The sequence below is a fragment of the Rhizobium sp. CFBP 8762 genome (assembly GCF_014841565.1).
GTDB lineage: Bacteria > Pseudomonadota > Alphaproteobacteria > Rhizobiales > Rhizobiaceae > CFBP-8762.
Genome location: NZ_JACYUD010000005.1, coordinates 294,975 through 320,534 on the forward strand (window position 1 = coordinate 294,975; position 25,560 = coordinate 320,534).

The window sequence follows — 25,560 nt, forward strand, 5'->3', positions numbered from 1 at the left end:
AGCCAAATCGCTCATGAACGAATTGCAAGCCTGCATAGGCCCTACCAACAAAAGAGCGCCTGTGAAGTTACCGTTTACCCGTTGGCGAGCTTTCGCCACATCTGCCTCGGTTGCCCCAAGAGCACGAGCGCGGGCCAGATTTTGATTCGCGTCTGAGCGCATCGCGGCGACCGAACCGTAACCCCCATAGGCTGGGCAGTTTTTCGCAACTGCTTCGGCTCCAGCATATCTATTTAAATGTGCTTCCATCGGCGTGGACGGTGTTGTTGCGCATCCAGTCAACACAGTTGCGCCGCCGACAAGTAGGCATACGAGTCTCATTAATTCCCCCTGGAAAAAGCGTAAGTTTTAACGCTTCAAGTGTGCATTAGCGCACATTACTAAGCAAGAGTTGCACTGGCATTTTTCGCTCGTTGTCCCGACAGAAGCTACTTGTGAAACAATGGCTGATCTGAATTGCGGTAACGGCAACGCAGATGTGACGCCTGCGCCCCCTTTTCGGTAGGGGCAGATACCCGCGCCACCGTGGCTCACGTTCAAATTCCGCGAATTTGCGGAAGGTGTCTCCACTCGCCGCACGGCACGGCGCTTACCGGCGCGGACACACAGCAGGCGGCGCACGAACAGACACGATCTAATCGGGTCTGTGTATCTAACCCCATATTATCGGGGTAGTCCAACCAACCCGATAAAATCGGGTACGTTGCCAAACCAGATGTCATCTAACCCGCTGCCACAGCATCTCTAAAAAGGTGCTTTTCATTGGCGCTTACCACTGACTGAATTTCCTTCACTTTGTCCCACTGCATGTCGCGTTCCATGTTGCACGGAGTAGCCGTGAACACAGGGGAATCATTGTAACTTAAGGTGTTTGCTTGTGGCCTTAGCGCAACATGAAAACGCGCTTTAGATCGAATTAAATGATTGATTCAATTGGTGATTCCGGCGCGATTCGAACGCGCGGCCCCCAGATTAGGAATCTGGTGCTCTATCCTGCTGAGCTACGGAACCACTGGCTCAACCCTTACAAAAGGTGCGACCTTTAGCCAAGTCTTTTTGCGCGGAGGGGAATGGTTTCATTCCCCTCCGTTTTCGTGTTCAACGAGCAAGCCGTTCTTCCGCCAGCCGCACCCAGTAGGAAATGCCGTAGGGGATCGCCTCGTCGTTGAAGTCATAGGCGGGGTTGTGCAGCCCCGCCGTGTCACCGTTCCCGATGAAGATAAACGCGCCCGGACGGGCTTCCAGCATGTAGGAGAAATCCTCGCCACCCATCATGGGTTCGGTATCCGCGTCCACATTGGCCGCACCTGCAACCCCTATGGCAGCATTGGCGGCATAGAGGGCTTTGTCCGGGTGATTGACAGTAACCGGATAGTTGCGGGCATAGCGCACGGAGACCTCCGCACCGAACATGGCGCCGATATTGGCACAAATGGTTTCAAGCCGCGTCTGCGCCATGTCACGCAATTCATCGCGGAGCGTGCGCACGGTGCCTGCCAGCACGGCTTCGCTCGGAATGACATTGTGCGCGAAACCGGCATTGAACTTTGTAACAGAGACCACAACAGACGCTAGCGGATCAGCGGTGCGTGATACGATGGTTTGTAGCGCCGTAACAATCTGCGTGCCGACCACGATCGGATCGATTGTCTTGTGTGGCATGGCGGCATGACCGCCAACACCCTTGATCGTGATCGAAAACTCATCGGTCGAGGCCATGATCGGTCCTTTTCGACAACCGAACTGGCCAACCGGCATGCCCGGCAGATTGTGCATGCCATACACTTCACTGATGGCAAAGCGGTCCATCATCCCGTCCTTCACCATTTCGCGACCGCCGCCGCCGCCTTCCTCAGCAGGCTGGAAGATCACCGCCACACTCCCGGTAAAATTGCGGGTTTCGCTGAGGTATTTCGCCGCTCCCAACAGCATGGCAGTGTGGCCATCATGACCGCAGGCATGCATTTTGCCCGGCGTGGTCGAGGCCCAGGGCTTGCCGGTTACCTCGGTCATCGGCAGGGCATCCATATCGGCCCGCAAACCGATCGTGCGGCCAGGGCCGAGATTGCCATGAATAATGCCCACAACACCGGTACGCCCAATACCGGTCACAATCTCGTCAACACCGAACGCGCGCAGTTTTGTTTCCACAAACGCTGCCGTATTTTCGACCGCGAACATCAATTCAGGTTGTGCGTGAATATGGCGGCGCCACGCGGTAACGTCGTTCTGAAGCTCTGCTGCTCGGTTGAGGATGGTCATGAATCTGTCCTGTCAGGCTAATATTTGCTGTATGGGCTTTGCCATGTTCCCGTCTTATAGATTAAATAGGGAGTGGCGACGAGACCATTGCCGAATTTCAAAGGTACCTATCCATGATATGGAGTTGCTTGCGCCAGGCGACCAGAGCATACGCGCTGATGGCAGCGACCTGCGCTGTGCTGTTGGGATCCTTGACCGGGGCGAACGCCAATCCACGGCTTGTGGTCGATATTAATTCGCTGCGCGTGGTCGAGCAGAACGATATTTTTCAGCGCTGGTATCCCGCGTCCCTTACCAAACTGTTGACCGCCTATACGACCTTTCGGGCGCTGAAGGCCGGTGAAGTATCGTTGACGACACCCGTGGTCATGTCCGCCAATGCGGCCAAGGAACCACCGAGCAAGATGTATTACAAGCCCGGGCAGAAGCTGACGCTCGATAGCGCGCTGAAAATCATGCTCGTGAAATCGGCCAACGACATTGCTGTCGCCGTTGCCGAAACCGTTGGGGGAACTGAGGGAAAATTTGTTGCCCGCATGAATGCCGAGGCCGCGCGTATTGGCATGTCCTCCTCGCACTTCATCAACCCGCATGGCCTTCCGGGGCAGGGGCAATATACAACGGCGCGTGATCTTGCCATTCTCGCCATCACGCTGAAACGCGAATTTCCGGAATACGCCTCCTATTTTGCGCTGGAAGGCATCAGCACCGGCAAGAAGAACTATCCCAACTACAATATGCTGATAGGCCGCTTCGAAGGCGCTGATGGCATGAAGACCGGGTTCATTTGTGCCGCCGGTTTCAATCAGGTCTCGTCAGCCAACCGCAATGGCCGCGCCGTTGTGTCCGTGGTGCTGGGTGCCGATAGCCTTGGCGGACGGGCGGATGAGTCAGCCCGTTTGTTGCAGAAGGGGCTGACGACGGCGACAGCAGGACCGAGAATCGTGGATATTCAGCCTTATGGCGAGACGCGTGATCTGGTTGCCGATGTCAGCAAGCAAATATGCTCGCAAGCGGCTGCCAAAGTGCGCAGTGAAGGCCGGGACGAAGTGGGACGTCAAAAACTGCAGTCTCCGTTTATTCAGGAGATCAACCGTCCCTTGAAACTGGTCTATGCCGGCCTGATTCCGGGAACGGAAAACGAAACTGTGACCAAAGACACGGTGACTAAAGAGGCCAAGGGCAGCGCTGCCCGTGTGCCGGTGCCAAGACCCCGTCCTTCGCTTTAAATCCGGCCTTCGCTGTAAACCCGTCCTTCGCTGTAAAAACGAGTCATCATGAGCCTGCGCTTTGCATCTGTTCCTGTTTCCATTCTCACCGGATTTCTCGGTGCTGGCAAAACAACGCTTTTAAACCGGCTGTTGAAAGACCCCGATCTGGCTGATACGGCCGTCATCATCAACGAGTTCGGCGATGTTTCCATCGATCATCTTCTGGTGGAAACAGCATCGGATGGCATTATTGAACTGTCCGATGGTTGCCTGTGCTGCACCGTGCGCGGCGAACTGGTTGATACGCTTGCGGACTTGATGGACCGGATGCAGACCGGCAAGATCAAGCCTTTACAGCGCGTGATTGTCGAAACCACCGGCCTTGCCGATCCGGCCCCCGTGCTGCAGTCAGTCATAGGTAATCCCGTCATTTCCGATTGCTACCGTCTGGACGGCGTCGTCACCGTTGTGGACGCGGTGAACGGGTTTGCGACGCTTGATCGTCATGCGGAAGCAGTGCGGCAGGTGGCGGTTGCCGATCGTATCGTGCTTACGAAGCAAACTCTGGCAAATGCCGAAGCGGTGGCTGCCTTAACGGCGCGCCTCGCGCAGCTCAATCCGCGCGCGCCGCTGATAGATGGTGACAGCGCACAAGCGGGTTCTGCGACACTGTTCGATTGTGGTCTCTACGACCCGAGTACAAAAACCGCTGATGTCAGCCGCTGGCTACAGGACGAGGATGATTATGAGCAGCACCATCATCACCATGGGCACCACCATCATGATGTAAACCGCCACGACGGCAATATCCGCTCTTTTAGCATCGTGCATGACAAGCCTATCGAGCCGATGGCGCTCGATATGTTCATCGATCTACTACGGTCGGCCCATGGCGAGAAATTGCTGCGCATGAAAGCGATTGTCGCACTAACCGACAAGCCGGATAGCCCTATGATCCTGCATGGGGTGCAGACAATCTTTCACACCCCACAAAGGTTGGGTGCATGGCCGGATGCCAGCGACAAGCGCACGCGTATGGTGTTGATTACGCAGGATTTACCCGAGACGTTCGTGCGCGATCTGTTTGATGCGTTCACCGGCAAGCCCCGGATCGACCGGCCCGACAGGGCTGCGCTGGAAGATAATCCCCTAGCGGTTCCGGGAATGAAATTCTAAGAGAAAATGCTCTAACTCTTTTTTCGGATCAGAAAGCGGTGGCCATTCGTCAGTCGCTCCGTTTCTTCAAGGGTGTGCCCGTCTTCATGGCAGAAGTGGGGAATATCCAGTCCTGCCAGCGGGTCGGTGGTTTCCAGTTGCAGACGTGCACCGGGTGGCAGCGTTTCCATCCGTTTGCGGGCTTTTAGAACGGGCAGGGGGCATTTCAGCCCTTTCAGGTCATAAAAAACCGCTGCTCCGTCTAAATCGCTGTTTATCAGTTGTTCCATACTTTCCAGAATGGCTTCTTAGCCGGTGCCGATGCTTCCGTTAATGGGTCGGTTGCAGCCGGTGCTCCAGCGGGATTGACTTGCGGAACAGGCACGGCCGCGCCACCCGGCGTGGTCGGGGTTGTTGCGGTGACCGTCTGGTCCGGCGCGTCAACGGAGGTGTCGACGGCTGCGGGGCTGAGTGGCGTGGCTTTAGGGATAGCAGCGGACGCCGTCGCACTCGGCGTTGGTGTTCTTGGCAATGGCGTCTGGGAAGACGGTGTTGTCGTCGCAATAGCCTTGGCCTGTTCTTCAGCAAGGCCCACGACTGCCGGTGCGACCGTGGACGTTGCTGCAGGCGCTTGCGCCTTTTCAAACTCGCTGGCCTTCATCAACCGGCCAGCGTCCAGCGAGGAGCCGGTGGGCGCATAGGCCAGTTCACGGCCTTTGCGCTTGTCCTTCACGATTTCCTTGCGCTCATTTTCGGTCGGTTCATACCAGACCATGCCTTCGTATTTCTTCATGGCGGTCTGGTAGTCGCGGTCATAGGCCTTGTTGAAGGTGGCCATAGCGCTCATCAGTGGGGCAGGCGTTTCCATGGCCGGGCATTGGCCGGTCGGATTGAACTGCGCACCCGCAGAGGTCTGCTGGTTGAAGACGTATTTCTTCTCACAAACATTGACGACCGGCGGGCGTTTGGTCACTTCAAACTGGTCGTAGCCGACCTTCAGCATTTTCCAGAAGTCCATATTCGCATTGTTGCGATGGCGGGCCATGTTTTCCGCCGTCATGCGGAATGGGAACGCCTGAAGCTGCACGTTTTGCTGGCCACCCTTGAAAGCGTCGCGGGCAAAGGCGTAGATTTCCAGCATCTGCGCATCGGTCATGGAGTAGCAGCCCGACGACGAGCAGGCGCCATGGATCATCAGATTGGTGCCGGAACGGCCCTGCGACGCATCATACTTGTTTGGGAAACCCGTGTTGATGGCCAGGAAGTAGCTGGAATTCGGGTTCATATGCCCCGGCGAAAGCGGATAGAAGCCTTCCGGCGCCTGCCGGTCACCTTCCTTGGCCTTGGGGCCGAGCTTTCCGGACCAGGCGCAGATCTTGTAATCGGTGATCAGTTCAAAGCGCTTGTTGGTCTTTTCCTTCCAGACCTCCAGAACACCTTCTTCCTTGAAAATGCGCAGCATGATGGGCGACTGGGTTTCCATACCCTTGGCCTTCATCTTTTCCACGATCTTTGCGGAAAGCGGATGCTGGACCTTGTCGCGAACCTTCGACATATCGACGGAATCCAGCGTGTCGTTACACCCCGCCAAGGCAAGCGCGGTCAAGGACAGCATGAGAAAGGTTTTGAAACGCATCGATATCAGCCCACCAGACAATCAGCCAGTGCGTCGCTTAGGAGACGCACTCGAGCCGAACTGTAAAAAAGCATAGTTCACAAACTCTTAAATCGGAAGGAAAATCACCGGTCCGATCCGCGGCAAAAAGCCTGAGCAATGTGGCACTGGTTTGGCGTAAGTGGGCGAACGCGACAAATGCGGCCGCGCGCGCCTTGTTATGCTTAATGTACCGTAAATTTAGAGGTTACGCCCGATATTCAGATACTTCTGGCGTCGCTCGGAGCGGATATCGTCCGGGCTGGTTTGGGCAAACTGCGCCAGCGCGTCATCGATCACGTTGCCGGTGGCATAAATGACGGCATCCGGGTCACGGTGCGCGCCACCAACCGGCTCGGCGATGATGCCATCGATGATCCCGAGCGCCTTCAAGTCTTCTGCCGTAATTTTCATATTGGTCGCGGCTTCGCGCGCGCGGGTGGAATCGCGCCACAGGATGGACGCGGCACCTTCGGGCGAAATCACGCTGTAGATGGCATGTTCCAGCATGTAGACGCGGTTGCCAGTGGCAATCGCAATCGCACCGCCCGATCCGCCTTCACCCAGAACCACCGAAATGATGGGCACACGCACGTTGAGGCACATTTCGGTGGAGCGGGCGATGGCTTCGGCCTGTCCACGCTCTTCCGCACCAATGCCCGGATAGGCGCCAGCGGTATCGATGAGCGTGATGATGGGGAGCTGAAACCGGTCCGCCATTTCCATGATGCGAATGGCCTTGCGGTAGCCTTCGGGACGGGCGCTACCGAAATTGTGCTTGATGCGCGACTTCGTGTCGTTGCCCTTTTCCTGCCCGATGATGGCGACGGGCTGGCCGCGAAAACGACCGAGACCGGCCTGAATGGCTTCGTCCTCGGCAAATTTACGGTCGCCGGCCAGTGGCGTGAACTCGTCAAACAGCGCCTTGGCATAGTCCTGGAAATGGGGGCGGGAGGGGTGGCGGGCAACTTGCGTTTTCTGCCACGGCGTCAGCTTGGCGTAAATGTCCACCATGGCTTCGCGGGCGCGGCCTTCCAGCCGTTCGATTTCGTCTGCCGTGTTTATGCTTTCATCTTCGGCAGCTATTTTCTTCAACTCATGGATCTTGCCTTCAAGATCAGAGATGGGTTTTTCGAAATCGAGATAATTGTGCATGAGATACGTTTCCGATCATTTTGCGCCAATGGCCCATAACAAAAGAATGGGAGGTTTACGGGCTTTGGCACCTAATCCTGTTTTTTGGCCTGTTTGGCAAGAGGGTGATGGGTCTGAACCAGTTCGTGCAGCCGTTCTTCCAGAACATGTGTGTAAATTTGTGTCGTTGAAATGTCAGAATGGCCGAGAAGTTCCTGAACGGCGCGCAGGTCCGCACCGTTCTGCAGCAAGTGGCTGGCAAAGGCATGACGCAGCACATGCGGCGAGATTGTTGCCACCCGAATACCAGCGCGGGACGCCAGCCCTTTGAGATCACGCGCAAAAACCTGACGCGGCAAGTAACCCTGCTTGCCCGATGAGGGAAACAGCCATGCGCTTTCCGTCTTCATCTGCTCGCTCTGGCGGGTGAGTTCCGCCCCGTAGGTCTTCATGGCAGCGATGGCCGCATGGGATAGCGGCACCATACGCTCTTTGTTGCCCTTGCCGCGAACAATCAGAAACCGGCCATTCTGTGCCAGCACGTTGACGGGCAATGATACCAGTTCGCTGACGCGCATGCCGGTGGCGTAAAGCAGTTCCAGAAGTGCGTGCATGCGCAACGCAGGCAACCCTCCACCTCGCGCCTCGGTTTCGGCCTGGCCGATCAACTTTGAAACATCTGCAACGCTCAAAATTTTCGGCAGGGAGCGCGCCTTCTTGGGCGCATCCAGAATGCCGGTCGGGTCATCGGTGCGCAGCCCTTCGGCATAAAGAAACTTGTAGAACTGGCGCAGCGCCGACAGCCGCCGCGCTTGCGATGAAGCAGCGAACCCTTGCGCCGACAGGTGCGCAAGATAGGCGCTGAGGTCCTCGGTTGCCGCCTGTGTCAGCGTCACGTTCCGGTTTTTCAGATACGCACGGATATCATCGAGATCCCGCTGATAGGAAGTAAGTGTATTCTGTGCCGCGCCACGTTCGGCACTCATCATTTCCAGAAAGGATTCCAGATGGGCAGCGCTCAAATCCCTCATGGCCTGGTCTGTTCCAAAGGCACAGGAATGGTCACCTGCCGCGGACGCGGCTCCACAAACGTCACCAATGCGACCATGGCACCATAGATTGCGGCCGCAATCAGGCAACAGATCATGATGTAGCGAAACAGGGTGGGCATAAAGTCGCGTCCTCCGGTTCTTACGCCTCAAGGATACCGGGTCAACGTGGATATGAATAGCCTGTTGCAATGGCTCAGCGGTGGAAAGGGCGCACGACGGTCAGCAGGTACGTGTCTCCGTTGAACTGGTTGTTATCGGCCCGAGGCTGTTACACCGCGATAAATTCCATCCTCATCGATACGCCCTGCCAGGAGCGCTGCGGCCTTCTCCCTTTCCTCGTCCTTTCCATTGGCCTGCTTTTTCAAGGCCTCGGTTAGCTTATCGTTGTCTTTGGGGTTTCTCGCACTGTCGATCAAATCGCTCAATGATATACCCAGCTTGTCCAGGCCCAGATCTTTCTCGATTGATGCTATGACTTTGTTGCCATCGGGCTTGTTCTGGATTTGTTGGAACGCTTCTTTTGCGGCGTCAAAAAACTCTTCGCTCGTGCTGAAATTGTCCTTGTTGAGGCCGAGTGCTTGCCCCATACGTTCAATGAGCTTCAACTTGGTTTCGGTTACGCTGGTGTGATTGACGCCGAACATTGCACTGGCAACTTTTGACGCAGCTTGTGTTGGCTGCTTGTCAACCGAAACGCTGTCACGCTTTGCGACACCGTTTGCAAGATCGGTTATGGTTTTGCTGGCGTCGTCTTGGCCGACTGACGTGGCAGCGGCCTGTTGAAGAATGAGCACTGCTGCGGCGTTGCTGGGTAAAACAGAGACCATTTGACGTATCCTGCAGGCTATCAAGTCGCTCATGAGTTGAAGTCTGCTTGCGTGTCTGGCTTCATGCCGAAATGACTGCTGAATCAATATCAACCTTGACGTTCATAAGCAATATCAATGCTCGCACATATGTAATGCGTTGGGGCCTTCTCCATAAACAAGCCGGTTTGCGAGCGGTCCCATCTTGACGCTGTTTGCGGATTTGTCGATACCGAAGCGGAACGAGGAATTTTGCAGGCATGAACGAGGTGATGAATGCTGTGACGAGTGATGGGCCGGTATGCGCAACCTTGTCTGAAACAGCACGCAATGTGCTGGGCAAGCGCAATCTTGTGTTCGTCGGTCTGATGGGCGCGGGCAAATCTGTCATCGGGCGCATGACGGCATCTGAACTGCGCATTCCTTTCGTTGATTCCGATCACGAAATCGAGCGGGTGTCCCGCATGTCGATTGCAGAACTGTTTTCCGCCTATGGCGAGGACGAGTTTCGTGCGCTGGAAGCCCGCGTGATCAAGCGGCTGTTGCGCTCTGGACCCAAAGTCATTTCCACCGGCGGCGGTGCCTATATCAATGAGCGTACCCGCAAGCATATCCATCGGGCCGGATTGTCGCTGTGGCTCAATGCGGACCTCGACGTGCTGTGGGAGCGGGTCAACAAGCGCGATACGCGGCCCCTTCTTAAAACTGAAAATCCAAAACAGACGCTCGCCAACCTGATGGCCGCCCGCTACCCGATTTATGCCGAGGCCGATCTCACCGTCATGTCACGTGATGTTAAAAAAGAAGTGATGGTCCAGGAAATTCTTTCCGCCATCGCCAAGGGAAGAAGACGCCAGCAATGACTGAAAACCCCACCCGGACTGTCCACGTGCCACTCGGTGACCGTGCCTACGATATTCTCATCGGTCCCGGCCTGATTGCGCAAGGTGCGCGCCACATTGCTGCGCGCATCAAGGGCCGTAAGGCAGCCATTATCACTGACCGGCATGTGGCCGAGTTCTATCTCGAAGCTTTTTTGCAGTCGCTCAAGGCCGAAGGCTTTGCGGTGGCGTCTCTGGTGCTGGAGCCCGGCGAGAAGACCAAAAGCTTCGAGCACCTGATGACGGTGTGTGATACCGTGCTATCGGCCCGTATCGAGCGAAACGATGTGGTGATTGCGCTTGGCGGTGGCGTTATCGGCGACCTCACAGGCTTTGCAGCCGGGATCGTGCGGCGGGGCCTGCGATTTGTGCAGGTGCCCACGTCACTGCTGGCGCAGGTGGATTCGTCCGTGGGCGGCAAGACGGGCATCAACACCGCCCATGGGAAAAATCTGGTCGGCGTTTTTCACCAGCCGGATCTTGTGCTGGCCGATACGGATGTGCTGGATACACTAAGCCCGCGAGAGTTTCGCGCTGGCTATGCCGAGGTGGCGAAATACGGTTTGATAGACAAGCCCGATTTTTTTGCCTGGCTTGAAGCCAACTGGCGTGACGTGTTTGCGGGCGGGCAGGCGCGAATCGACGCGATTGCGACGAGTTGTCAGGCAAAGTCCGATGTGGTGGTGGCGGACGAGCATGAGCATGGCGTCCGTGCGCTGCTGAACCTCGGCCACACCTTCGGCCACGCGCTGGAAGCCGCTACCCGCTATGATGGCGCACGGCTGGTGCATGGTGAGGGCGTTGCCATCGGCATGGTGCTGGCGCACCAGTTTTCAGCGCGCATGAACCTCGCCAGCCCGGACGATGCAACGCGCGTGGAGCACCATTTGCGCGACGTCGGGCTTCCCACCCGCATAAGCGAAATTCCCGGAGACCTGCCGCCCGCATCTGTGCTGATGGACGCCATTGCGCAGGATAAGAAAGTCAGCGGTGGCAAGCTGACCTTCATTCTCACCCACGGTATCGGCCAGTCGTTTGTCGCCAAGGATGTGCCATCGTCGGAGGTGCTGCGGTTTCTGGAGGACAAGAACCCCTGATGCGCGGCGGTGCCGGTTTTTTGAGCGGGTTTCTCCAGGTTTTCGGGCTTGGTCGGCGCTCGCGTCCCGTGGGGCAGGCCGAGGGCGGGCGAGGACAGACTGATGCCCGCGAACCCGTGCAGAAGCCGGAACGGGAAAAGACCGGACAGTCCGTCGATCTGGAAGAGCTTGTTGTCTCCGATGTTATGATCCACCGCACTGCGATGCGTGGGCTGAACGCCGACGATGGACCGGAGGCGTCCATTCGTGCGGTTCTGGAAAGCCCCTACACACGCATGCCGCTGTGGCGAGGGGCGACCGACAATATCATTGGCGTTCTGCACGCCAAGGACCTGCTGCGCGCGCTGGCCAATCCGGCAACCGACCGGTCAACGCTCGATATCGGGAAAATTGCGCAGAAACCATGGTTTGTCCCCGACACGACCAATCTCAAGGATCAGCTCAACGCATTTTTGCGCCGTCGCAGCCATTTTGCCGTGGTGGTGGATGAGTATGGCGAAGTGCAGGGCATCGTGACCCTTGAGGATATTCTTGAGGAAATCGTCGGCGATATCTCCGATGAGCACGATGTGCAAATCCAAGGGGTGTGGCGGCAGGCCGATGGCTCTATCGTGGTGGATGGCAATGTACCGATTCGCGATTTGAACCGGGCCTTGGACTGGTCACTGCCGGACGACGAGGCGACGACAATTGCAGGCCTTGTCATTCACGAATCAAAAAGCATTCCGGAAGAGCGGCAGGCGTTCACCTTCTATGGAAAACGCTTCATCGTGATGAAGCGGGTCAAGAACCGCATTACCAGGCTGCGTGTCCGCACGCTGGAGGCGCAAAAGCCTGCGGTATGATGCCGCATGAGCGCCTTACCAACGCTCGAGCATTTCCAGTGAAAACGGAGTCGTTTTCACGTCTGGATAATGCTACAAATAAAAGAACGAGAGCAGCTTACCAACGTGTGTGTTCACCCGGTGCCGCTGTTTCGACGGCCAGCGCATGAAGACCCGCATCGAGCTCCGGTTTCAGCAGATCGTTCACCGAACGATGGCGCGCCACCCGGCCAAGGCCCGCAAAAGCCGACGAGACAATGCGCACACGCATATGCGTCTCACCGGTGCCGTTGAAATCGGGCTGATGACCGGCGTGATGATGGCTTTCGTTGATGACCTCCAGACGCTCTGGGGCAAAGGCTACCATCAATTTGTCGCGGATTTGGGCTTGAAGGGTCATGAGCTTATCTGCTTTGATTGCCTGCTTCGATGGTCGGCGAAAAATAGTCTGACAAAGCCAGTAACAAACCCGTTTGTCAATTCTTGTTGTGTGGGCTCAGACGTACCATAATTAGGCCCATGAAACTCGACTCAAAATATTTCGACGGTATCCGTACCCGCAAAAAAGCTGCCCCCAAAGCGGAGGCCATCGCGCCCACGTGCCAGTGGGATGGCTGCAATGAAAAAGCGCCGCATCGCGCCCCCGTTGGCCGCAATGCGGAGAACGAATTCTTCATGTTCTGTTTTGAGCATGTGAAGGAATACAACAAGGGCTATAACTATTTCTCCGGTCTGTCCGACACGGAGATTGCCCGTTACCAGAAAGAGGCCATCACCGGCCACCGTCCCACATGGACGGTGGGCGTGAACAAGTCTGCCAAGGATGCGCCAGAGCAGTCCAAGATGCGTTCCGGCTCTGCCCAGTCGCAGGCACGGTTGCGCGATCCGTTCGGCTTCGTGAGCGAGGCCCACCAGACGGCACCCCGTCAGGTGCCACGCCAGCGCAAGCTGAAAACGCTGGAAGCCAAGGCGTTCGACACGCTGGAACTGGATGCGAGCGCAAGCGGGGACGACATCAAGGCGGCCTACAAGGCGCTGGTCAAAAAACACCACCCCGATGCCAATGGCGGGGACCGTGGATCGGAAGAGCGGTTCCGCGCTGTGATTCAGGCCTATCAACTGTTGAAACAGGCTGGCTTTTGCACGTAACGGGCTTTAATGTTTCACGCAAATAAGTGACGTATTCGCGGGCATGTGTCGCGTGGCCGCTCTGGAGACATGATGAGCAAGATCGACCTTGATATTTCCAATCTGCCCGATACGACCGTGTCCGTTCGCGATGTCTTCGGCATAAATTCCGACCTGCGCGTACCTGCCTATTCCAAGGCCGATGCTTATGTGCCTGATCTTGATCCTGATTATCTGTTTGACCGCGAAACCACGCTCGCCATTCTTGCAGGCTTTGCCCACAACCGCCGCGTTATGGTCTCCGGCTACCACGGCACGGGAAAGTCCACCCATATCGAGCAGGTTGCTGCGCGGCTGAACTGGCCGTGCGTGCGCGTAAACCTCGATAGCCATGTCAGCCGTATCGATCTCGTCGGCAAGGATGCCATCGTCGTCAAGGACGGGATGCAGATCACGGAATTCAAGGACGGCATTCTGCCATGGGCCTACCAGCACAATGTGGCGCTGGTTTTCGATGAGTATGACGCCGGTCGCCCGGATGTGATGTTTGTGATCCAGCGCGTGCTGGAATCGTCTGGTCGCCTGACGCTGCTGGACCAGAGCCGGGTAATCCGCCCGCACCCCGCCTTCCGCCTGTTCGCCACCGCCAATACCGTCGGTCTCGGCGATACGACCGGCCTTTATCACGGCACACAGCAGATCAACCAGGCGCAGATGGACCGTTGGTCGATCGTTACAACGCTCAACTATCTGCCCCATGACAATGAGGTTGATATCGTTGCAGCCAAGGTAAAGGGTTTCACGCAGGCCCGTGGACGCGATACGGTTTCCAAGATGGTGCGGGTGGCCGATCTGACCCGCGCCGCCTTTATCAATGGCGACCTCTCCACTGTCATGAGCCCGCGGACCGTCATCACCTGGGCGGAAAATGCGCATATCTTTGGCGACATCGCCTTTGCGTTCCGCGTAACCTTCCTCAACAAGTGCGACGAACTTGAGCGTTCGCTGGTGGCCGAGCACTATCAGCGTGCTTTCGGCGTGGAATTGAAGGAAAGCGCAGCCAATATCGTGCTTGAGGCAACAGCGTAAGAACCATGGCAGGGCGTGGCGATAATTCCAGAGCAAGACCGGGAACGAGTGTCGATGTCGAGCCCTTTCGCCGCGCCGTAACAGGATGCGTGCGCTCCATTGCCGGCGATGCCGAGGTCGAGGTGTCGTTTGCAAACGAGCGCCCCGGCCTTGCCGGAGATCGCGTGCGCCTGCCGGAGCTGTCCAAGCGGCCAACACGGGCGGAACTGTCGGTTGTGCGGGGGCTGGGTGATGCCATGGCCTTGCGCAAGGCCTGCCATGACGCCCGTATCCACGCGACCATGGCACCGCAGGGCAGCGATGCCCGCGCCATTTTTGATGCGGTTGAGCAGGCGCGGGTGGAATCGCTCGGCGCGCTGCGCATGACCGGCGTCGGCGACAATATCGGCGCGATGCTGGACGAAAAATACGCCAAGGCCAATTTTGGTGCAATCACCACGCAGGAAGAGGCTCCTCTTCAGGAAGCTGTCGCGCTGATGGTGCGCGAAACGCTGACCGGTCGCAAACCGCCGGAATCTGCCGGTCAGGTTGTGGATCTCTGGCGCAGTTTTATTGAGGATAAAGCCTCCGGCGATATGCGCAATCTCGCCAATGCCGTTGGCGATCAACAGGCGTTTGCCCGGGTCGTGCGCAATATGCTGTCGTCCATGAACGTTGCCGAGGACTATGGCGACGAGGACGAAAATCCCGAAGAGGCCGAAAACAACACCGACGACGACCAGCCGCGCAGTGATCAGCAGGACGACAGCAACGCCGAAGAAGACGCAGGCGACGATGCTGCCCCAGCGGACGAGAACCAAACGTCCGACGAGGAAATGGACGAAGGTGAAATGGACGGCGCGGAGGTTTCCGACGACGACCTGATGGACGAGGGCGACGAGGAAAGCGAAACGCCCGGCGAAATGAAGCGTCCGGCCAATCCGTTCTCGGATTTCAACGAAAAAGTCGATTACGGCATTTTCACCGAGGAATTTGACGAGACGGTTACGGCGGAAGACCTTTGCGACGAATCGGAACTCGACCGGTTGCGCGCTTTTCTGGATAAACAACTGTCCCATCTGCAAGGTGCGGTCGGGCGCCTGGCCAATCGATTGCAACGTCGCCTGATGGCGCAGCAGAATCGATCCTGGGATTTCGATCTGGAGGAAGGCTATCTCGATACGGCGCGTCTGACGCGTCTGGTGATTGACCCCATGCAACCGCTGTCCTTCAAGCGTGAACGTGACACAAGCTTCCGCGATACGGTGGTGACGCTGCTGATCGACAATTCCGGCTCCATGCGCGGACGCCCGATCACGGTTGCAGCAACCTGTGCGGATATTCTGGCGCGTACGCTGGAGCGCTGCGGCGTGAAGGTGGAAATTCTGGGCTTTACCACCAAAGCGTGGAAGGGCGGCCAAGCACGGGAAACGTGGCTGGCAAACGGCAAGCCCGGCACGCCGGGGCGGCTGAATGATCTGCGCCACATCATCTACAAGTCCGCTGATGCGCCATGGCGCCGCTCGCGCCGCAATCTCGGTCTCATGATGCGCGAAGGGCTGCTGAAGGAAAATATTGACGGGGAAGCGCTGATTTGGGCGCACAACCGGCTGCTGGCGCGGCCCGAACAACGCCGTATCCTGATGATGATTTCCGATGGGGCACCGGTGGATGATTCCACGCTTTCCGTAAACCCGGGAAATTATCTGGAACGGCATTTGCGCGCCGTTATCGACCAGATTGAAACGCGGTCGTCCGTTGAACTGCTGGCCATTGGTATCGGCCATGACGTGACGCGCTATTATCGCCGTGCCGTTACGCTGGTGGATGCCGATGAACTGGCGGGCGCGATGACGGAGCAATTGGCGTCCCTGTTCGAAGATCAAACAAGCCGCCGTGCGGGCAAGGCCCGGCGTGGCCGCTAAGCATTTCCACTAAAAGTGCGCAGCGGTTTCACGCTCAGGCAATGTAAGACACAAAGAGCGAGAGCGTTATCGCATCTTGAAAGGACGCAGACATGCTTGAGACGGTTTCTGTCCGTAACACTCTGTTGTTCCGGACTGCTCTCTGGGACGGCGCTGGCGGATGAGTCCAAAAGCATTGATGTGCGAAGTCGCCAGATTGCGGACTTTAAAATCGGCTCGCAGGAAAAGCGCTTCGGCTCTCTTGAATTCGTAGGCGGGCTGGAACTGACATCCAGCAGTTGGTCCTTCGGGGCCATATCATCGATTCGGTTTCGCGCCGACAGAAGCCACTTCATCGCGGTCATGGATGATGGGCACTGGTTGAAAGGGCGGACCTTGCGAGATGCGACAGGTGCGCTGTCCGGCCTTGCGGATGTGACGATTTCTTCAATCCTGTTGCAGGACAAAACCCAAAGCCGCAGGAAACAGGCCGTGGATGCCGAAGGCCTGACTTTGCATAGCGGGGAGGCGTGGGTCAGCTTTGAACGTGAGGCACGTATTGATGCCTATCCCGATCCCGGAATGGTACAAAGTGGGCCAATCCGATCCATTCCGATCCTGATCCCGGAGACAGAGCTTCGCGCGAATCAGGGGCTGGAAACCATCGCCACCTCCCCAGCCGGATTTACTGTCACGATTGCCGAGGACAGCGTCGATCCGAATGACAACTTGTTTGCTGCCATTCTGGACGGGGCGGACACAGGACTTTTCCGCGTCACCCGCAAGCCGCCATTTGCCGTGACGGATGGTGCCTTTCTGCCGAATGGCGATCTCCTGTTGCTGGAGCGTAGCTACAGCTATGCGCAGGGCGTGGGTATGCAAATCCGGCGCATACCGGGCGATAGCATCAAACCCGGTGCGGTTGTCGATGGGGCGGTGCTGATCACTGCCGATTTCGGCTATGAGATCGATAATATGGAAGGCATGGACGTGCTGACAATGCCGGATGGCGAATTGCGCATCATTCTGGTTTCGGACGACAACAAGTCTATCCTGCAACGCAATATAGTGCTGGAATTCCGACTGAAAAAGCCGGTCAGCGTGAACTGACCGGCTCGGGTTTAAACCGCTTTTTGAACCGGCATGGGCCGCACGATGCTCATCAGCGCCCCATAGGGTAGCAGCAGCACGAAGCCCACGATAATCTTGACCACCAGATCACCCAGCGCCCATGAAATCCAGCGAGGCTCTTCTGACGCCATGACGCCGAGAAGCGGCGCATGTTCCAGAGCAAACGGCTCATTGGGTCCGAAGATGGAAAAGGTTGGCGCGAAAGCAAACGAGAAGAACAGGGCGGTATCAAGCATGGAGCCGATGATGGACCCCATCAGCGGTGCCCGCCACCAGGTCTGTGCCCGCAACTTGTTAAACACCGAAATATCCAGAAGCTGACCGGCGAGAAAGGCGGAACCGGACGCAATGGCAATACGCGGCGATGCGACCAGAAACGACAGGACGACCGCAACCGCAAAACCGACCACCACGACACGGCGCGCAATGCGTGGGCCGAATTGGCGATTGGTAAGATCGGTAACGAGAAAAGCAACGGGATAGATAAAGGCACCAAAGGTCAGCAGGTCTGCCAGTCGCAGTCCGGAAATCTGGCCGGGAATGGGATACTGAACCAGAATATTCGATGCGACGACCACAAGGGTCATGAGAAGCACGTAAATGATGAAACTGCGCGTGACGGGCATTTTTTTATCCTGGGTGATGCCACCAGTTGGAGGGATAAAGAGGGGGCCATCGGCCGCCCTGGTGAGCAAACAAAAAGGCTTGACCGGAAAACCGGGCAAGCCTTTTTAAATCAGAAACACTGAAAGCGCTATTATGCTGCTTCTGCGGTCTTCTTAGCAATCTGGCGGCGCAGCAGACGTGCGCGCATGGAGAGATCGCTCTCATCGGACTTCAGCAGGAACAGGTCGAGGCCACCGCGGTGCTCAACGGAGCGAAGCGCTGCTGCCGAAACCTTCAGACGGAAACGCTGGCCGAGCGAATCGGAAATCAGCGTAACGTTACAAAGGTTAGGAAGGAACTTGCGACGCGTTCTGTTGTTCGCGTGGCTCACATTGTTGCCAGACTGGACGCCCTTGCCGGTCAATTCGCAACTACGGGACATGGGTACACCTATTACGTTTTGCCAGTAAGCAACACACATACAGGCATCAGCCCGATTGCCGCCCTTCTGGCCATGGATTTTCAAAGTTGGGCTTCTCATAATCAGGGCAGGCCCCGCCGTCAAGCTAAACCTCTCATTTCCCGCAATTTCAGTTGCAGGCCGGGCTTTTTTCGCTCAACAGAGGCGCTTATATAAAGTGGCCAACAAAAACCGCAAAGCTTTTCTATCTAAAACGCGTAAGCGAAGTCATAAACGATGTGAAGGAAGACGAATGATCCGGTGGGCAATAGGTTCGATTCTGATGACATTTGCAGCCCTATCCGTTTGCGCACCCGGAAATGCCGCCGAGATTGAGCACAATACCGATTATAGCATCGCGTTATCGGGCATTCCACTAGCGCGCGCTTCGTTCAATACGCTCATGTCGGATAAAACTTATTCCATCTCTGGCAAACTCAGTTCAGCTGGCCTTGCCGACATTCTCAGCCACACGCAGGGCAGCACCACGGTTTCGGGCGTCGTGGGCCGCAACAAACTGCAGGCCACGCATTATTCCGTGAAATATCAGAGCGGTAAAAAAGGCCGCAGCATCGATGTTCGCTACCGCAACGGAAATGTGACCTCGTCCACGCTGGAGCCTGCGCGGGCAGAACCGGTGAACTGGGTGCCGGTCAGTGGTGCCGACAAGCGCGGCGTTCTGGACCCGATTTCCGGACTGATTTTCCCTGCGACTGCAAAAGTCTGCCCCCAGACGCTGCCCATCTTCGACGGCGAATCACGGCTTGATCTAAAACTGTCGCACAAGGGCACGAAGCCCTTCAAAACCAAGGGATTTGCTGGCGACGCCATCGTTTGCGGTATCAAGTTCGTGCCGAAATCCGGCTATCGCATAGGTCGCGATGATGTGGATTATCTGCGCAAGCTGGATACGATGGAGATCTGGTTTGCCAAGGCCGATGCTGTGAATGTATATGCTCCTGTCTATGTGCGCATACCCACCAAGCTTGGGCCGGTAACGATTTCGGCCACGCGCTTCGGGGGATAAGCGCCGTCAATTTGAATGGGGGATACAGCATGAGGGCAACCCTGATCGGGTTTTCCGCAATCGGAATGTGGTCACTTCTGGCGCTGATGACCGCCGCCTCCGGCACCATGCCGCCCTTCCAGCTTTCCGCCATTGCCTTCTCAATTGGCAGCCTTCCCGGTATTGCGGTGTTGATCGCGCGACCTGAACGGCGCGCGCTGTTGCGCCAGCCCATTCAGGTGTGGTTGGTGGGTATCATTGGTCTGTTCGGCTATCATTTTCTGTATTTTACCGCGCTGCGCAACGCACCCGCCGTGGAGGCAGGGTTGATTGCGTACCTGTGGCCCTTGTTGATCGTTGTCGGCTCGGCCTTGCTGCCGGGCGAAAGGCTGCGCTGGTTCCACGTAGCCGGGGCACTGGCGGGGTTTGTGGGTACGATCATGATCGTGGCGCGCAATGGCTTCGCGTTTGATAGCGCCTATACCCTGGGCTACGGAGCAGCGCTTGCCTGCGCGTTCACATGGGCTGCCTATTCGTTGCTGACGCGGCGGTTTGAGGCGGTATCCACCGACGTGGTCACGGGGTTTTGTCTGGTAACAGCGGCGCTCTCGCTGATCTGCCATGTGGCTCTGGAAACGACCGTCTGGCCGCAATCGTCATGGGAGTGGCTGGCAGTCGTCGGGCTTGGCTTGCTGCCGGTGGGTGCTGCGTTTTACGCGTGGGATTACGGCGTCAAGAATGGCGATATCCAGATTCTGGGCGTAGCAAGCTATGCCGCGCCGATTCTCTCGACGCTGATCCTGGTGGTGTTCGGCTTTGCCGAGCCTTCCTTGCGTCTGGCGCTCGCCTGCCTTCTGGTCACCGGCGGAGCGGTGCTGGCGTCGAAGGAGATTATTTTCAAGCCTCAAACGCCCTGAACGAGTTGCGTACAGGCCATAACGAGTGGCCGCTATGCGGCCCGCCGCATACGATTGATTTGATTCAAGCGTTTGCCGGTTTCCGGAGAAAAAAGATGCAGGCGATCCGTCTGGACGGTCAGTGTTATCGAATCGCCCACGCTGATGTCAGGTGACACCGAGGCGGTCAACGGCATGCCATTGATTGTGCCGTGTATCAAACGCTGCGCGCCGAGTTCTTCAATATAATCAACGCGCAATGTCATTGCTGGTTCGCCGGGGTTTGCCAAGCGCAAATCCTCCGCGCGGATACCGACGATCACCGTACCCTGTGGCTCAGTCATCCGGTCAAGATGCAACTCATGGTCTCCAATGCGCACTGTTTGTCCAGCGATAATGCCGGTGATCAGGTTCATAGCGGGTGAGCCGATAAAGCTTGCGACAAACGTGGAGGCAGGATTGTGGTAGACGTCGAGGGGTGTTCCGACCTGCTCGATTTGCCCGCCGTTCAAAACAACAAGACGATCGGCCAGCGTCATGGCTTCCAACTGGTCATGCGTGACGTAGATCGACGTTGTACCAAGACGCTTTTGCAGCCGTTTGATTTCGCCGCGCATCGACACCCGCAGTTTTGCATCGAGATTGGATAGTGGTTCATCGAACAGAAAGGCTGCGGGCTTACGCACGATAGCACGCCCCATGGCGACGCGCTGGCGTTGCCCACCGGAAAGCGCACGCGGTTTTCTGGTCAGATAGGGTTCCAGTTCCAGCATTCTGGCGGCTTCCGCCACGCGCGCCGCAATTTCTTGCGGCGGCGTCTTACGATTTTTCAGCCCATAGGCAAGATTGTCGTACACGGTCATATGTGGATAAAGCGCGTAGTTCTGAAACACCATGGCAATGTCACGGTCCGCCGGTTCCACATCGTTGACGACCCTGCCGGCAATGGAAACATGACCCTCAGAGATGGTTTCCAAGCCGGCTATCATGCGCAGAAGGGTGGATTTACCACAGCCGGAAGGCCCGACGAGAACGATGAACTCACCCTCGGCAATGCCGAGCGACACAGAGTTCACCGATACAGCGGCGCTGCCGGAATAGCGCTTGGAGACTTGGTCGATTGTGATCGCTGCCATTTCTCGAGTCCTTTTTGTGAATTTTTTTAGCAAACGCGTCATTTTCGTGAGGCTGTATTGCAATATGCTGCTAATGGTTGAAGCGTAATCTACAAAGAGGCACGTCTGCCTACTTGTCACCTTCCGTTAGGCCTTTGATGAACCAACGCTGAAACAGCATCACGATCAACACGGGCGGGAGCATGGCGAGAATGGCAAGCGCGAATGCTTCATTGTAGTCTGGAACTTGTGAGCCAATCCATACTTGCAGGATCTGTTTGACGCCCCGTACGAGCGTGAAGTAGCGTTCATCCGTCGTCATCAGCATTGGCCACAAGTACTGGTTCCAGCCATAGACGAACATAATGATGAAGATGGCCGCAACCATGGTTTTCGACAGGGGAACCAGAATATCGATAAAAAACTTAAATGGCCCCGCGCCATCGATGCGCGCCGCTTCCAGCAATTCATCCGGGATGGATTTGAAAAACTGGCGGAAATAGAAGGTGCCTGTGGCCGATGCCAGAAGCGGCACAATCAGCCCCGTGTAGGTATTGGTCAGCCCGAGAATGTTCATCACCTCGTAAGACGGTAGAATACGGACTTCAAGGGGCAAAAGCAGGGTGGTGAAGATCATCCAGAAAAACAGTGTGCCCAAGCGAAAGCGGAAGTACACGATGGCATAAGCCGCCAGCATGGACAAAATCACTTTACCGACTGCAAAACCAAGCCCGAGAACAAGAGAGTTCATCATCATGCGCAAACCGGTCACTTCGCCGGTAAAGCCGCCCTGCTTGGTCAAAACTTTACTATAGGTCTCAACAAAATGACCGCCCCATGTCGCTTGCAGTCCATTCATATGGATTTCCGCAGCCTCATGCGTGGAGGTCAGAAACGCCATAACCACAGGCGCGACCATCACGAACACACCGATCATCAAAATCAGATGATCAAAAAATTTGGTACGGTGCATGGCGAACCCTAGTTGTAATGAACGCGCCGCTCAATGAAGCGGAACTGGAAAATCGTCAGGGCGAAAACCACGATCATCAGGATGACAGACTGTGCCGAAGATCCACCGAGATCGTTTCCGCGGAACCCATCCATATACACCTTGTAAACCAGCGTAATCGGGTTGTTGGCAGCTTTGTCTTTCACCATGACGTCGATGACGCCGAAGGTGTCGAACAGCGAATAGGTCATATTGATGATCAACAGGAAGAAAGCCGTGGGTGCCAACAAAGGCAGGATAACGGTCCAGAAGCGGCGAAACCCTGACTTGCAGTCTACCAGAGCGGCTTCACGCACGGATACGGGAATGCCTTGCAGACCGGAGAGGAAGAAAATGAAATTGTAGGGTATCTGTTTCCAAACCGCGACAACGATCATGGCAAATGCCGTATCGTTGAAATTAAGACCAATTTTCAGTTCAACACCGAAGAAAGCCGCGAGCTTGACAATGGGCCCGATATGCTGATCGAAAAACATGAGCCCGATCAGCGCGGCGACCGGTGGCGCAATAGCGTAAACCCAGATCAACATCGTCTTATAGGTTGCGTTGCCTCGGATAACGCCATCAGCCTTGACTGCCAGCAACAGGCCTATCCCGAGCGAAAAGCCGGATACCAGCACGGTGAAGACCAGCGTAAACAGTGCGATGCCCGCATATTGTGAGCCAGCCAGCACATCGCGGTAATTATCGAGCCCGACAAAACTCGCCCCGAACCCGAAAGGGTCTTCCAGATAGAATGACGACTGGATCGCCTGTACCGAGGGCCAGTAAAAAAAGACGATGATAATAACCATCTGTGGCGCAAGAAACAGATAGGGCAGCAGGGGAGACGAGAACTGGACGCGCTTCATGAAAAGCCTTTGGAACGGCAGGAGCGCCTGCCGGTTTGCCAGCAGGCGTATTTTAAGAAAAGATCAAGCCGATGGCGGATTAACCAGAGGTCTTGGCGAAACGGGCCAGAAGCTCGTTGCCTTCCGTTTCGATTGTCTTGAATGCGTCTTCAACAGTGGTTTCACCGCTGAAAATCTTGCCGTACTCGCGTTCCATAACTTCGCGGATTTGCGGGTAGAAGCCGAGACGGTACCCCTTCGACCATTCACCAGATTTCAACTGAAGCTGCTTGATGCCTACTTCCGCGACCGGAGTCTTGTCGTAGTAGCCGTCTTTTTTGGCCATATCGTAGGCCGCGTTGGTAATGGCCACGTAACCCGTTGCCTTATGGTAGAAATATTGAACCTCTGCCGAGGTCAGAAACTGGAAGAAATCAGCAACGCATTTGTTCTCAGCCTCAGGCTTGCCAGCCATGGCAAACAAGGCCGCGCCACCGATGAAGGTGTTCGTGCCAGCGCCGTCAATCGCTTTCCAGTAGGGCAGGAAGTCAGCCGAGAACGGCATTTGAGCTGTCTTCTGCAGACCGCCAAAGGAGCCCGACGAGCCGATCCACAATGCGGCCTTGTTTTCTTCAAACATCTTCTGGTTGTCAGACCAGCCAGCGCCGTAGAAGCCGAAATAGCCTGCATCCTTCCACGACTTCAACTTGTTGAACATCATGACAAGGTTTGGATCCGTTACGCGCAGTTCCGTGCCCTTTGTGCTGTCGTAGCCGTTGTTGTTGGTCGCGAACTGAATGTTGTTGCGCGAGAAGAAATTTTCGGTGAATTGCCATGTCAGTTGCGACTGTACGAGCGGAATGAAACCAGCTTCCTTCAGCTTTGGTGCAATGGCTTCAAACTCCTCCCACGTTTTTGGGGCCTCGACGCCGGCCTTTTTCATGGCCTCGTCGTTGACGTACATGATGGGCGCGGACGAATTGAAGGGCATTCCGACAAACTTGCCTTCGGTATCGGCGTAGAGGTAGCGCACACCTTCGATGAAGTCCGCACGGTTGAAGCTGTAACCGGCTTTCGTAATCAGATCTTCGGCAGGAATAACCGCGCCTTTGGCATTGATGATTGTGGCCGCACCGGCATCAAACACCTGAAGAATATTGGGCTGCTCGCCCGAACGGAATGCTGCAATGCCTGACGCCAGCGCCTCTTCATAGGTGCCCTTGCTGACGGGTGTTATCGCGCAAGCGGCCTGCGCTGCGTTGAACTTGGTGGCGATCTCGTTGATTACTTCGCCATTGCGGCCCGCCATACCGTGCCACCAGGAGATGTTGGTAGCAGCCATCGAAGAGGTTGCCGAAACCGCCAGAGCCAAACCCGCTGCCGAAATTTTCCTGATCATCGTCTGTCCTTTGCATCCTTCATTGGATGGCAGTGGACTAGCCGCCTTCGGTAACAGGCAAGTAACGCCTTCATTGCGGTTTCGTGACATTCTCACGAAACGCAGTAATTTGAACTACCAGTTAATTGTGATGTGTAAAGGAGTGCGGAGGTCAGAACTGATCCTTGCGTTTGCGGATTTCCGCAAAGACCTGCTCGTCCGTTGCTGATTCCAGACCAAGCTGCTTGCGAATGCCTGCATCATCCGGTCGTAGAAACGGATTGGTCCGCTTCTCAAGACCGAGATTTGAGGGCGCGGTGAACCTGTTCTGCGCGCGCAGTGCCTCGATCTCCTGCACGCGCTGTTTCAGCTCCGCATTCTCAGGGTCTATCGTCACCGCAAAGCGGGCGTTGGAGAGCGTGTATTCATGGCCGAAATAGACGGTGGTCTCGTCCGGCAGGGCTTTCAACTTTTGCAACGACCTCCACATATCCGCTGGTGTGCCTTCAAACAGACGTCCGCAGCCCAGCGCAAACAGCGTGTCGGCTGCAAACAACAGGTGATCGTCTGCGAAATGAAAGCAAATGTGTCCGGCGGTATGGCCGGGCGTATCAATGACGTCGACGCGATGGCCCGCAAAGATAAAGCTGTCACCACCGCGCACACTGTTGTCGAGACCGGGAATTTTCGCCGCTTCCGCCGCTGGGCCAGTGATCGTCAGGCCGAAACGGTCTTTGAGTGCCGCGTTGGCCGCAACGTGATCGGTGTGGTGGTGGGTGGTGAAAATATCGGTGAGTTGCCAGCCGCGCCGCGCCAGCGCCTCCAGAATGGGCTGCTCCTCCGGCGCATCGATGCTGGCGGTAGCGCCGCTGACGGGATCATGCAGCAGAACGCCGAAATTGTCCGAGCGGGCCATGAAAAGATCGATTTCGAGAGCGGTCATCAGCATT

General features: G+C 56.4%; 25 protein-coding genes, 1 tRNA gene and 1 pseudogene. 11 read left to right on the plus strand and 16 right to left on the minus strand.

What is annotated here, in order from left to right; translation table 11 throughout:
* Positions 1-934: 934 nt before the first annotated feature.
* Positions 935-1,011, minus strand: a tRNA-Arg gene (locus tag IFT84_RS13815).
* 87 nt (positions 1,012-1,098) lie between these two features.
* Positions 1,099-2,262, minus strand: coding sequence for a M20 aminoacylase family protein (locus IFT84_RS13820; protein WP_192120319.1), 1,164 nt, complete (start codon positions 2,260-2,262; stop codon positions 1,099-1,101).
* A 155-nt stretch (positions 2,263-2,417) separates the two neighbouring features.
* On the opposite strand from IFT84_RS13820, the gene IFT84_RS13825 reads away from it, so the two are divergent.
* Positions 2,418-3,491 (plus strand): D-alanyl-D-alanine carboxypeptidase family protein, encoded by a 1,074-nt coding sequence (locus tag IFT84_RS13825; protein WP_446737603.1) that lies wholly within the window; start codon positions 2,418-2,420, stop codon positions 3,489-3,491.
* Positions 3,492-3,539: 48 nt separating this feature from the next.
* Positions 3,540-4,649 (plus strand): CobW family GTP-binding protein, encoded by a 1,110-nt coding sequence (locus IFT84_RS13830; protein WP_192120323.1) that lies wholly within the window; start codon positions 3,540-3,542, stop codon positions 4,647-4,649.
* A gap of 11 nt (positions 4,650-4,660) precedes the next feature.
* Here IFT84_RS13830 and IFT84_RS13835 read toward each other — a convergent pair whose 3' ends face one another.
* The 6 genes from IFT84_RS13835 to IFT84_RS13860 all read right to left on the minus strand — a co-directional run bounded on the left by IFT84_RS13835 (position 4,661) and on the right by IFT84_RS13860 (position 9,382).
* Positions 4,661-4,918, minus strand: coding sequence for a sulfurtransferase TusA family protein (locus IFT84_RS13835; protein WP_192120325.1), 258 nt, complete (start codon positions 4,916-4,918; stop codon positions 4,661-4,663).
* Positions 4,906-6,264 (minus strand): L,D-transpeptidase family protein, encoded by a 1,359-nt coding sequence (locus IFT84_RS13840; protein WP_192120327.1) that lies wholly within the window; start codon positions 6,262-6,264, stop codon positions 4,906-4,908. Before IFT84_RS13840 ends, IFT84_RS13835 begins: the two co-directional genes overlap by 13 nt.
* A 219-nt stretch (positions 6,265-6,483) precedes the next feature.
* The gene (locus IFT84_RS13845) at positions 6,484-7,437 is read right to left on the minus strand and encodes an acetyl-CoA carboxylase carboxyltransferase subunit alpha (RefSeq protein WP_192120329.1); all 954 of its coding nucleotides are present in this window, start codon (positions 7,435-7,437) and stop codon (positions 6,484-6,486) included.
* 71 nt (positions 7,438-7,508) lie between these two features.
* Positions 7,509-8,447 (minus strand): site-specific tyrosine recombinase XerD, encoded by a 939-nt coding sequence (gene xerD / locus IFT84_RS13850; RefSeq protein WP_192120331.1) that lies wholly within the window; start codon positions 8,445-8,447, stop codon positions 7,509-7,511.
* Entirely contained in the window at positions 8,444-8,587 is a 144-nt protein-coding gene (locus IFT84_RS13855; RefSeq protein ID WP_192120333.1) for a hypothetical protein, read from the minus strand. The genes xerD and IFT84_RS13855 overlap by 4 nt, the downstream gene beginning before the upstream one ends.
* Positions 8,588-8,719: 132 nt before the next feature.
* Positions 8,720-9,382: a hypothetical protein gene (locus IFT84_RS13860; protein ID WP_192120335.1), complete on the minus strand. Its 663-nt coding sequence runs from the start codon at positions 9,380-9,382 to the stop codon at positions 8,720-8,722.
* Between the two features lie 164 nt (positions 9,383-9,546).
* Here IFT84_RS13860 and IFT84_RS13865 point away from each other — a divergent pair, with 164 nt between their 5' ends.
* From IFT84_RS13865 to IFT84_RS13875, 3 genes and pseudogenes are all read left to right on the plus strand, one after another.
* Entirely contained in the window at positions 9,547-10,137 is a 591-nt protein-coding gene (locus IFT84_RS13865) for a shikimate kinase (protein ID WP_192120416.1), read from the plus strand.
* Positions 10,134-11,252: a 3-dehydroquinate synthase gene (aroB, locus tag IFT84_RS13870; RefSeq protein ID WP_192120336.1), complete on the plus strand. Its 1,119-nt coding sequence runs from the start codon at positions 10,134-10,136 to the stop codon at positions 11,250-11,252. The genes IFT84_RS13865 and aroB overlap by 4 nt, the downstream gene beginning before the upstream one ends.
* A 32-nt stretch (positions 11,253-11,284) precedes the next feature.
* Positions 11,285-12,097, plus strand: a pseudogene (locus tag IFT84_RS13875) (transporter associated domain-containing protein); the annotation flags it as partial.
* Between the two features lie 97 nt (positions 12,098-12,194).
* Here IFT84_RS13875 and IFT84_RS13880 read toward each other — a convergent pair.
* On the minus strand, positions 12,195-12,476 hold the full coding sequence (locus IFT84_RS13880) for a BolA family protein (RefSeq protein ID WP_192120338.1): 282 nt from the start codon (positions 12,474-12,476) through the stop codon (positions 12,195-12,197).
* Between the two features lie 119 nt (positions 12,477-12,595).
* Here IFT84_RS13880 and IFT84_RS13885 point away from each other — a divergent pair, with 119 nt between their 5' ends.
* From IFT84_RS13885 to IFT84_RS13900, 4 genes are all read left to right on the plus strand, one after another.
* The gene (locus IFT84_RS13885) at positions 12,596-13,225 is read left to right on the plus strand and encodes a J domain-containing protein (RefSeq protein WP_197975557.1); all 630 of its coding nucleotides are present in this window, start codon (positions 12,596-12,598) and stop codon (positions 13,223-13,225) included.
* Positions 13,226-13,297: 72 nt separating this feature from the next.
* Entirely contained in the window at positions 13,298-14,293 is a 996-nt protein-coding gene (cobS, locus tag IFT84_RS13890; RefSeq protein WP_192120339.1) for a cobaltochelatase subunit CobS, read from the plus strand.
* Between the two features lie 5 nt (positions 14,294-14,298).
* Positions 14,299-16,197, plus strand: coding sequence for a cobaltochelatase subunit CobT (gene cobT, locus IFT84_RS13895; RefSeq protein ID WP_192120340.1), 1,899 nt, complete (start codon positions 14,299-14,301; stop codon positions 16,195-16,197).
* Positions 16,198-16,293: 96 nt separating this feature from the next.
* Positions 16,294-17,286, plus strand: a complete 993-nt coding sequence (locus IFT84_RS13900; protein ID WP_244651217.1) for an esterase-like activity of phytase family protein — start codon at positions 16,294-16,296, stop codon at positions 17,284-17,286.
* Between the two features lie 11 nt (positions 17,287-17,297).
* Here IFT84_RS13900 and IFT84_RS13905 read toward each other — a convergent pair whose 3' ends face one another.
* On the minus strand, positions 17,298-17,933 hold the full coding sequence (locus tag IFT84_RS13905) for a VUT family protein (protein WP_192120342.1): 636 nt from the start codon (positions 17,931-17,933) through the stop codon (positions 17,298-17,300).
* A gap of 131 nt (positions 17,934-18,064) precedes the next feature.
* Positions 18,065-18,355, minus strand: a complete 291-nt coding sequence (rpmB, locus tag IFT84_RS13910) for a 50S ribosomal protein L28 (RefSeq protein WP_192120344.1) — start codon at positions 18,353-18,355, stop codon at positions 18,065-18,067.
* Between the two features lie 301 nt (positions 18,356-18,656).
* On the opposite strand from rpmB, the gene IFT84_RS13915 reads away from it, so the two are divergent.
* Entirely contained in the window at positions 18,657-19,400 is a 744-nt protein-coding gene (locus IFT84_RS13915) for a DUF3108 domain-containing protein (protein ID WP_244651218.1), read from the plus strand.
* Positions 19,401-19,429: 29 nt separating this feature from the next.
* Positions 19,430-20,296, plus strand: a complete 867-nt coding sequence (yddG, locus tag IFT84_RS13920; protein ID WP_192120348.1) for an aromatic amino acid exporter YddG — start codon at positions 19,430-19,432, stop codon at positions 20,294-20,296.
* 32 nt (positions 20,297-20,328) lie between these two features.
* Here yddG and IFT84_RS13925 read toward each other — a convergent pair whose 3' ends face one another.
* From IFT84_RS13925 to gloB, 5 genes are all read right to left on the minus strand, one after another.
* A complete protein-coding gene (locus tag IFT84_RS13925; protein ID WP_192120351.1) occupies positions 20,329-21,411 on the minus strand; it encodes an ABC transporter ATP-binding protein in 1,083 nt (360 codons plus the stop codon).
* A 109-nt stretch (positions 21,412-21,520) separates the two neighbouring features.
* Positions 21,521-22,363, minus strand: a complete 843-nt coding sequence (ugpE, locus tag IFT84_RS13930) for a sn-glycerol-3-phosphate ABC transporter permease UgpE (protein ID WP_192120353.1) — start codon at positions 22,361-22,363, stop codon at positions 21,521-21,523.
* A gap of 8 nt (positions 22,364-22,371) precedes the next feature.
* On the minus strand, positions 22,372-23,253 hold the full coding sequence (locus IFT84_RS13935) for an ABC transporter permease subunit (protein WP_192120355.1): 882 nt from the start codon (positions 23,251-23,253) through the stop codon (positions 22,372-22,374).
* Between the two features lie 79 nt (positions 23,254-23,332).
* Positions 23,333-24,631, minus strand: a complete 1,299-nt coding sequence (locus IFT84_RS13940) for an extracellular solute-binding protein (RefSeq protein WP_192120357.1) — start codon at positions 24,629-24,631, stop codon at positions 23,333-23,335.
* A 151-nt stretch (positions 24,632-24,782) separates the two neighbouring features.
* The gene (gene gloB, locus IFT84_RS13945) at positions 24,783-25,553 is read right to left on the minus strand and encodes a hydroxyacylglutathione hydrolase (RefSeq protein WP_192120358.1); all 771 of its coding nucleotides are present in this window, start codon (positions 25,551-25,553) and stop codon (positions 24,783-24,785) included.
* Positions 25,554-25,560: the final 7 nt, after the last annotated feature.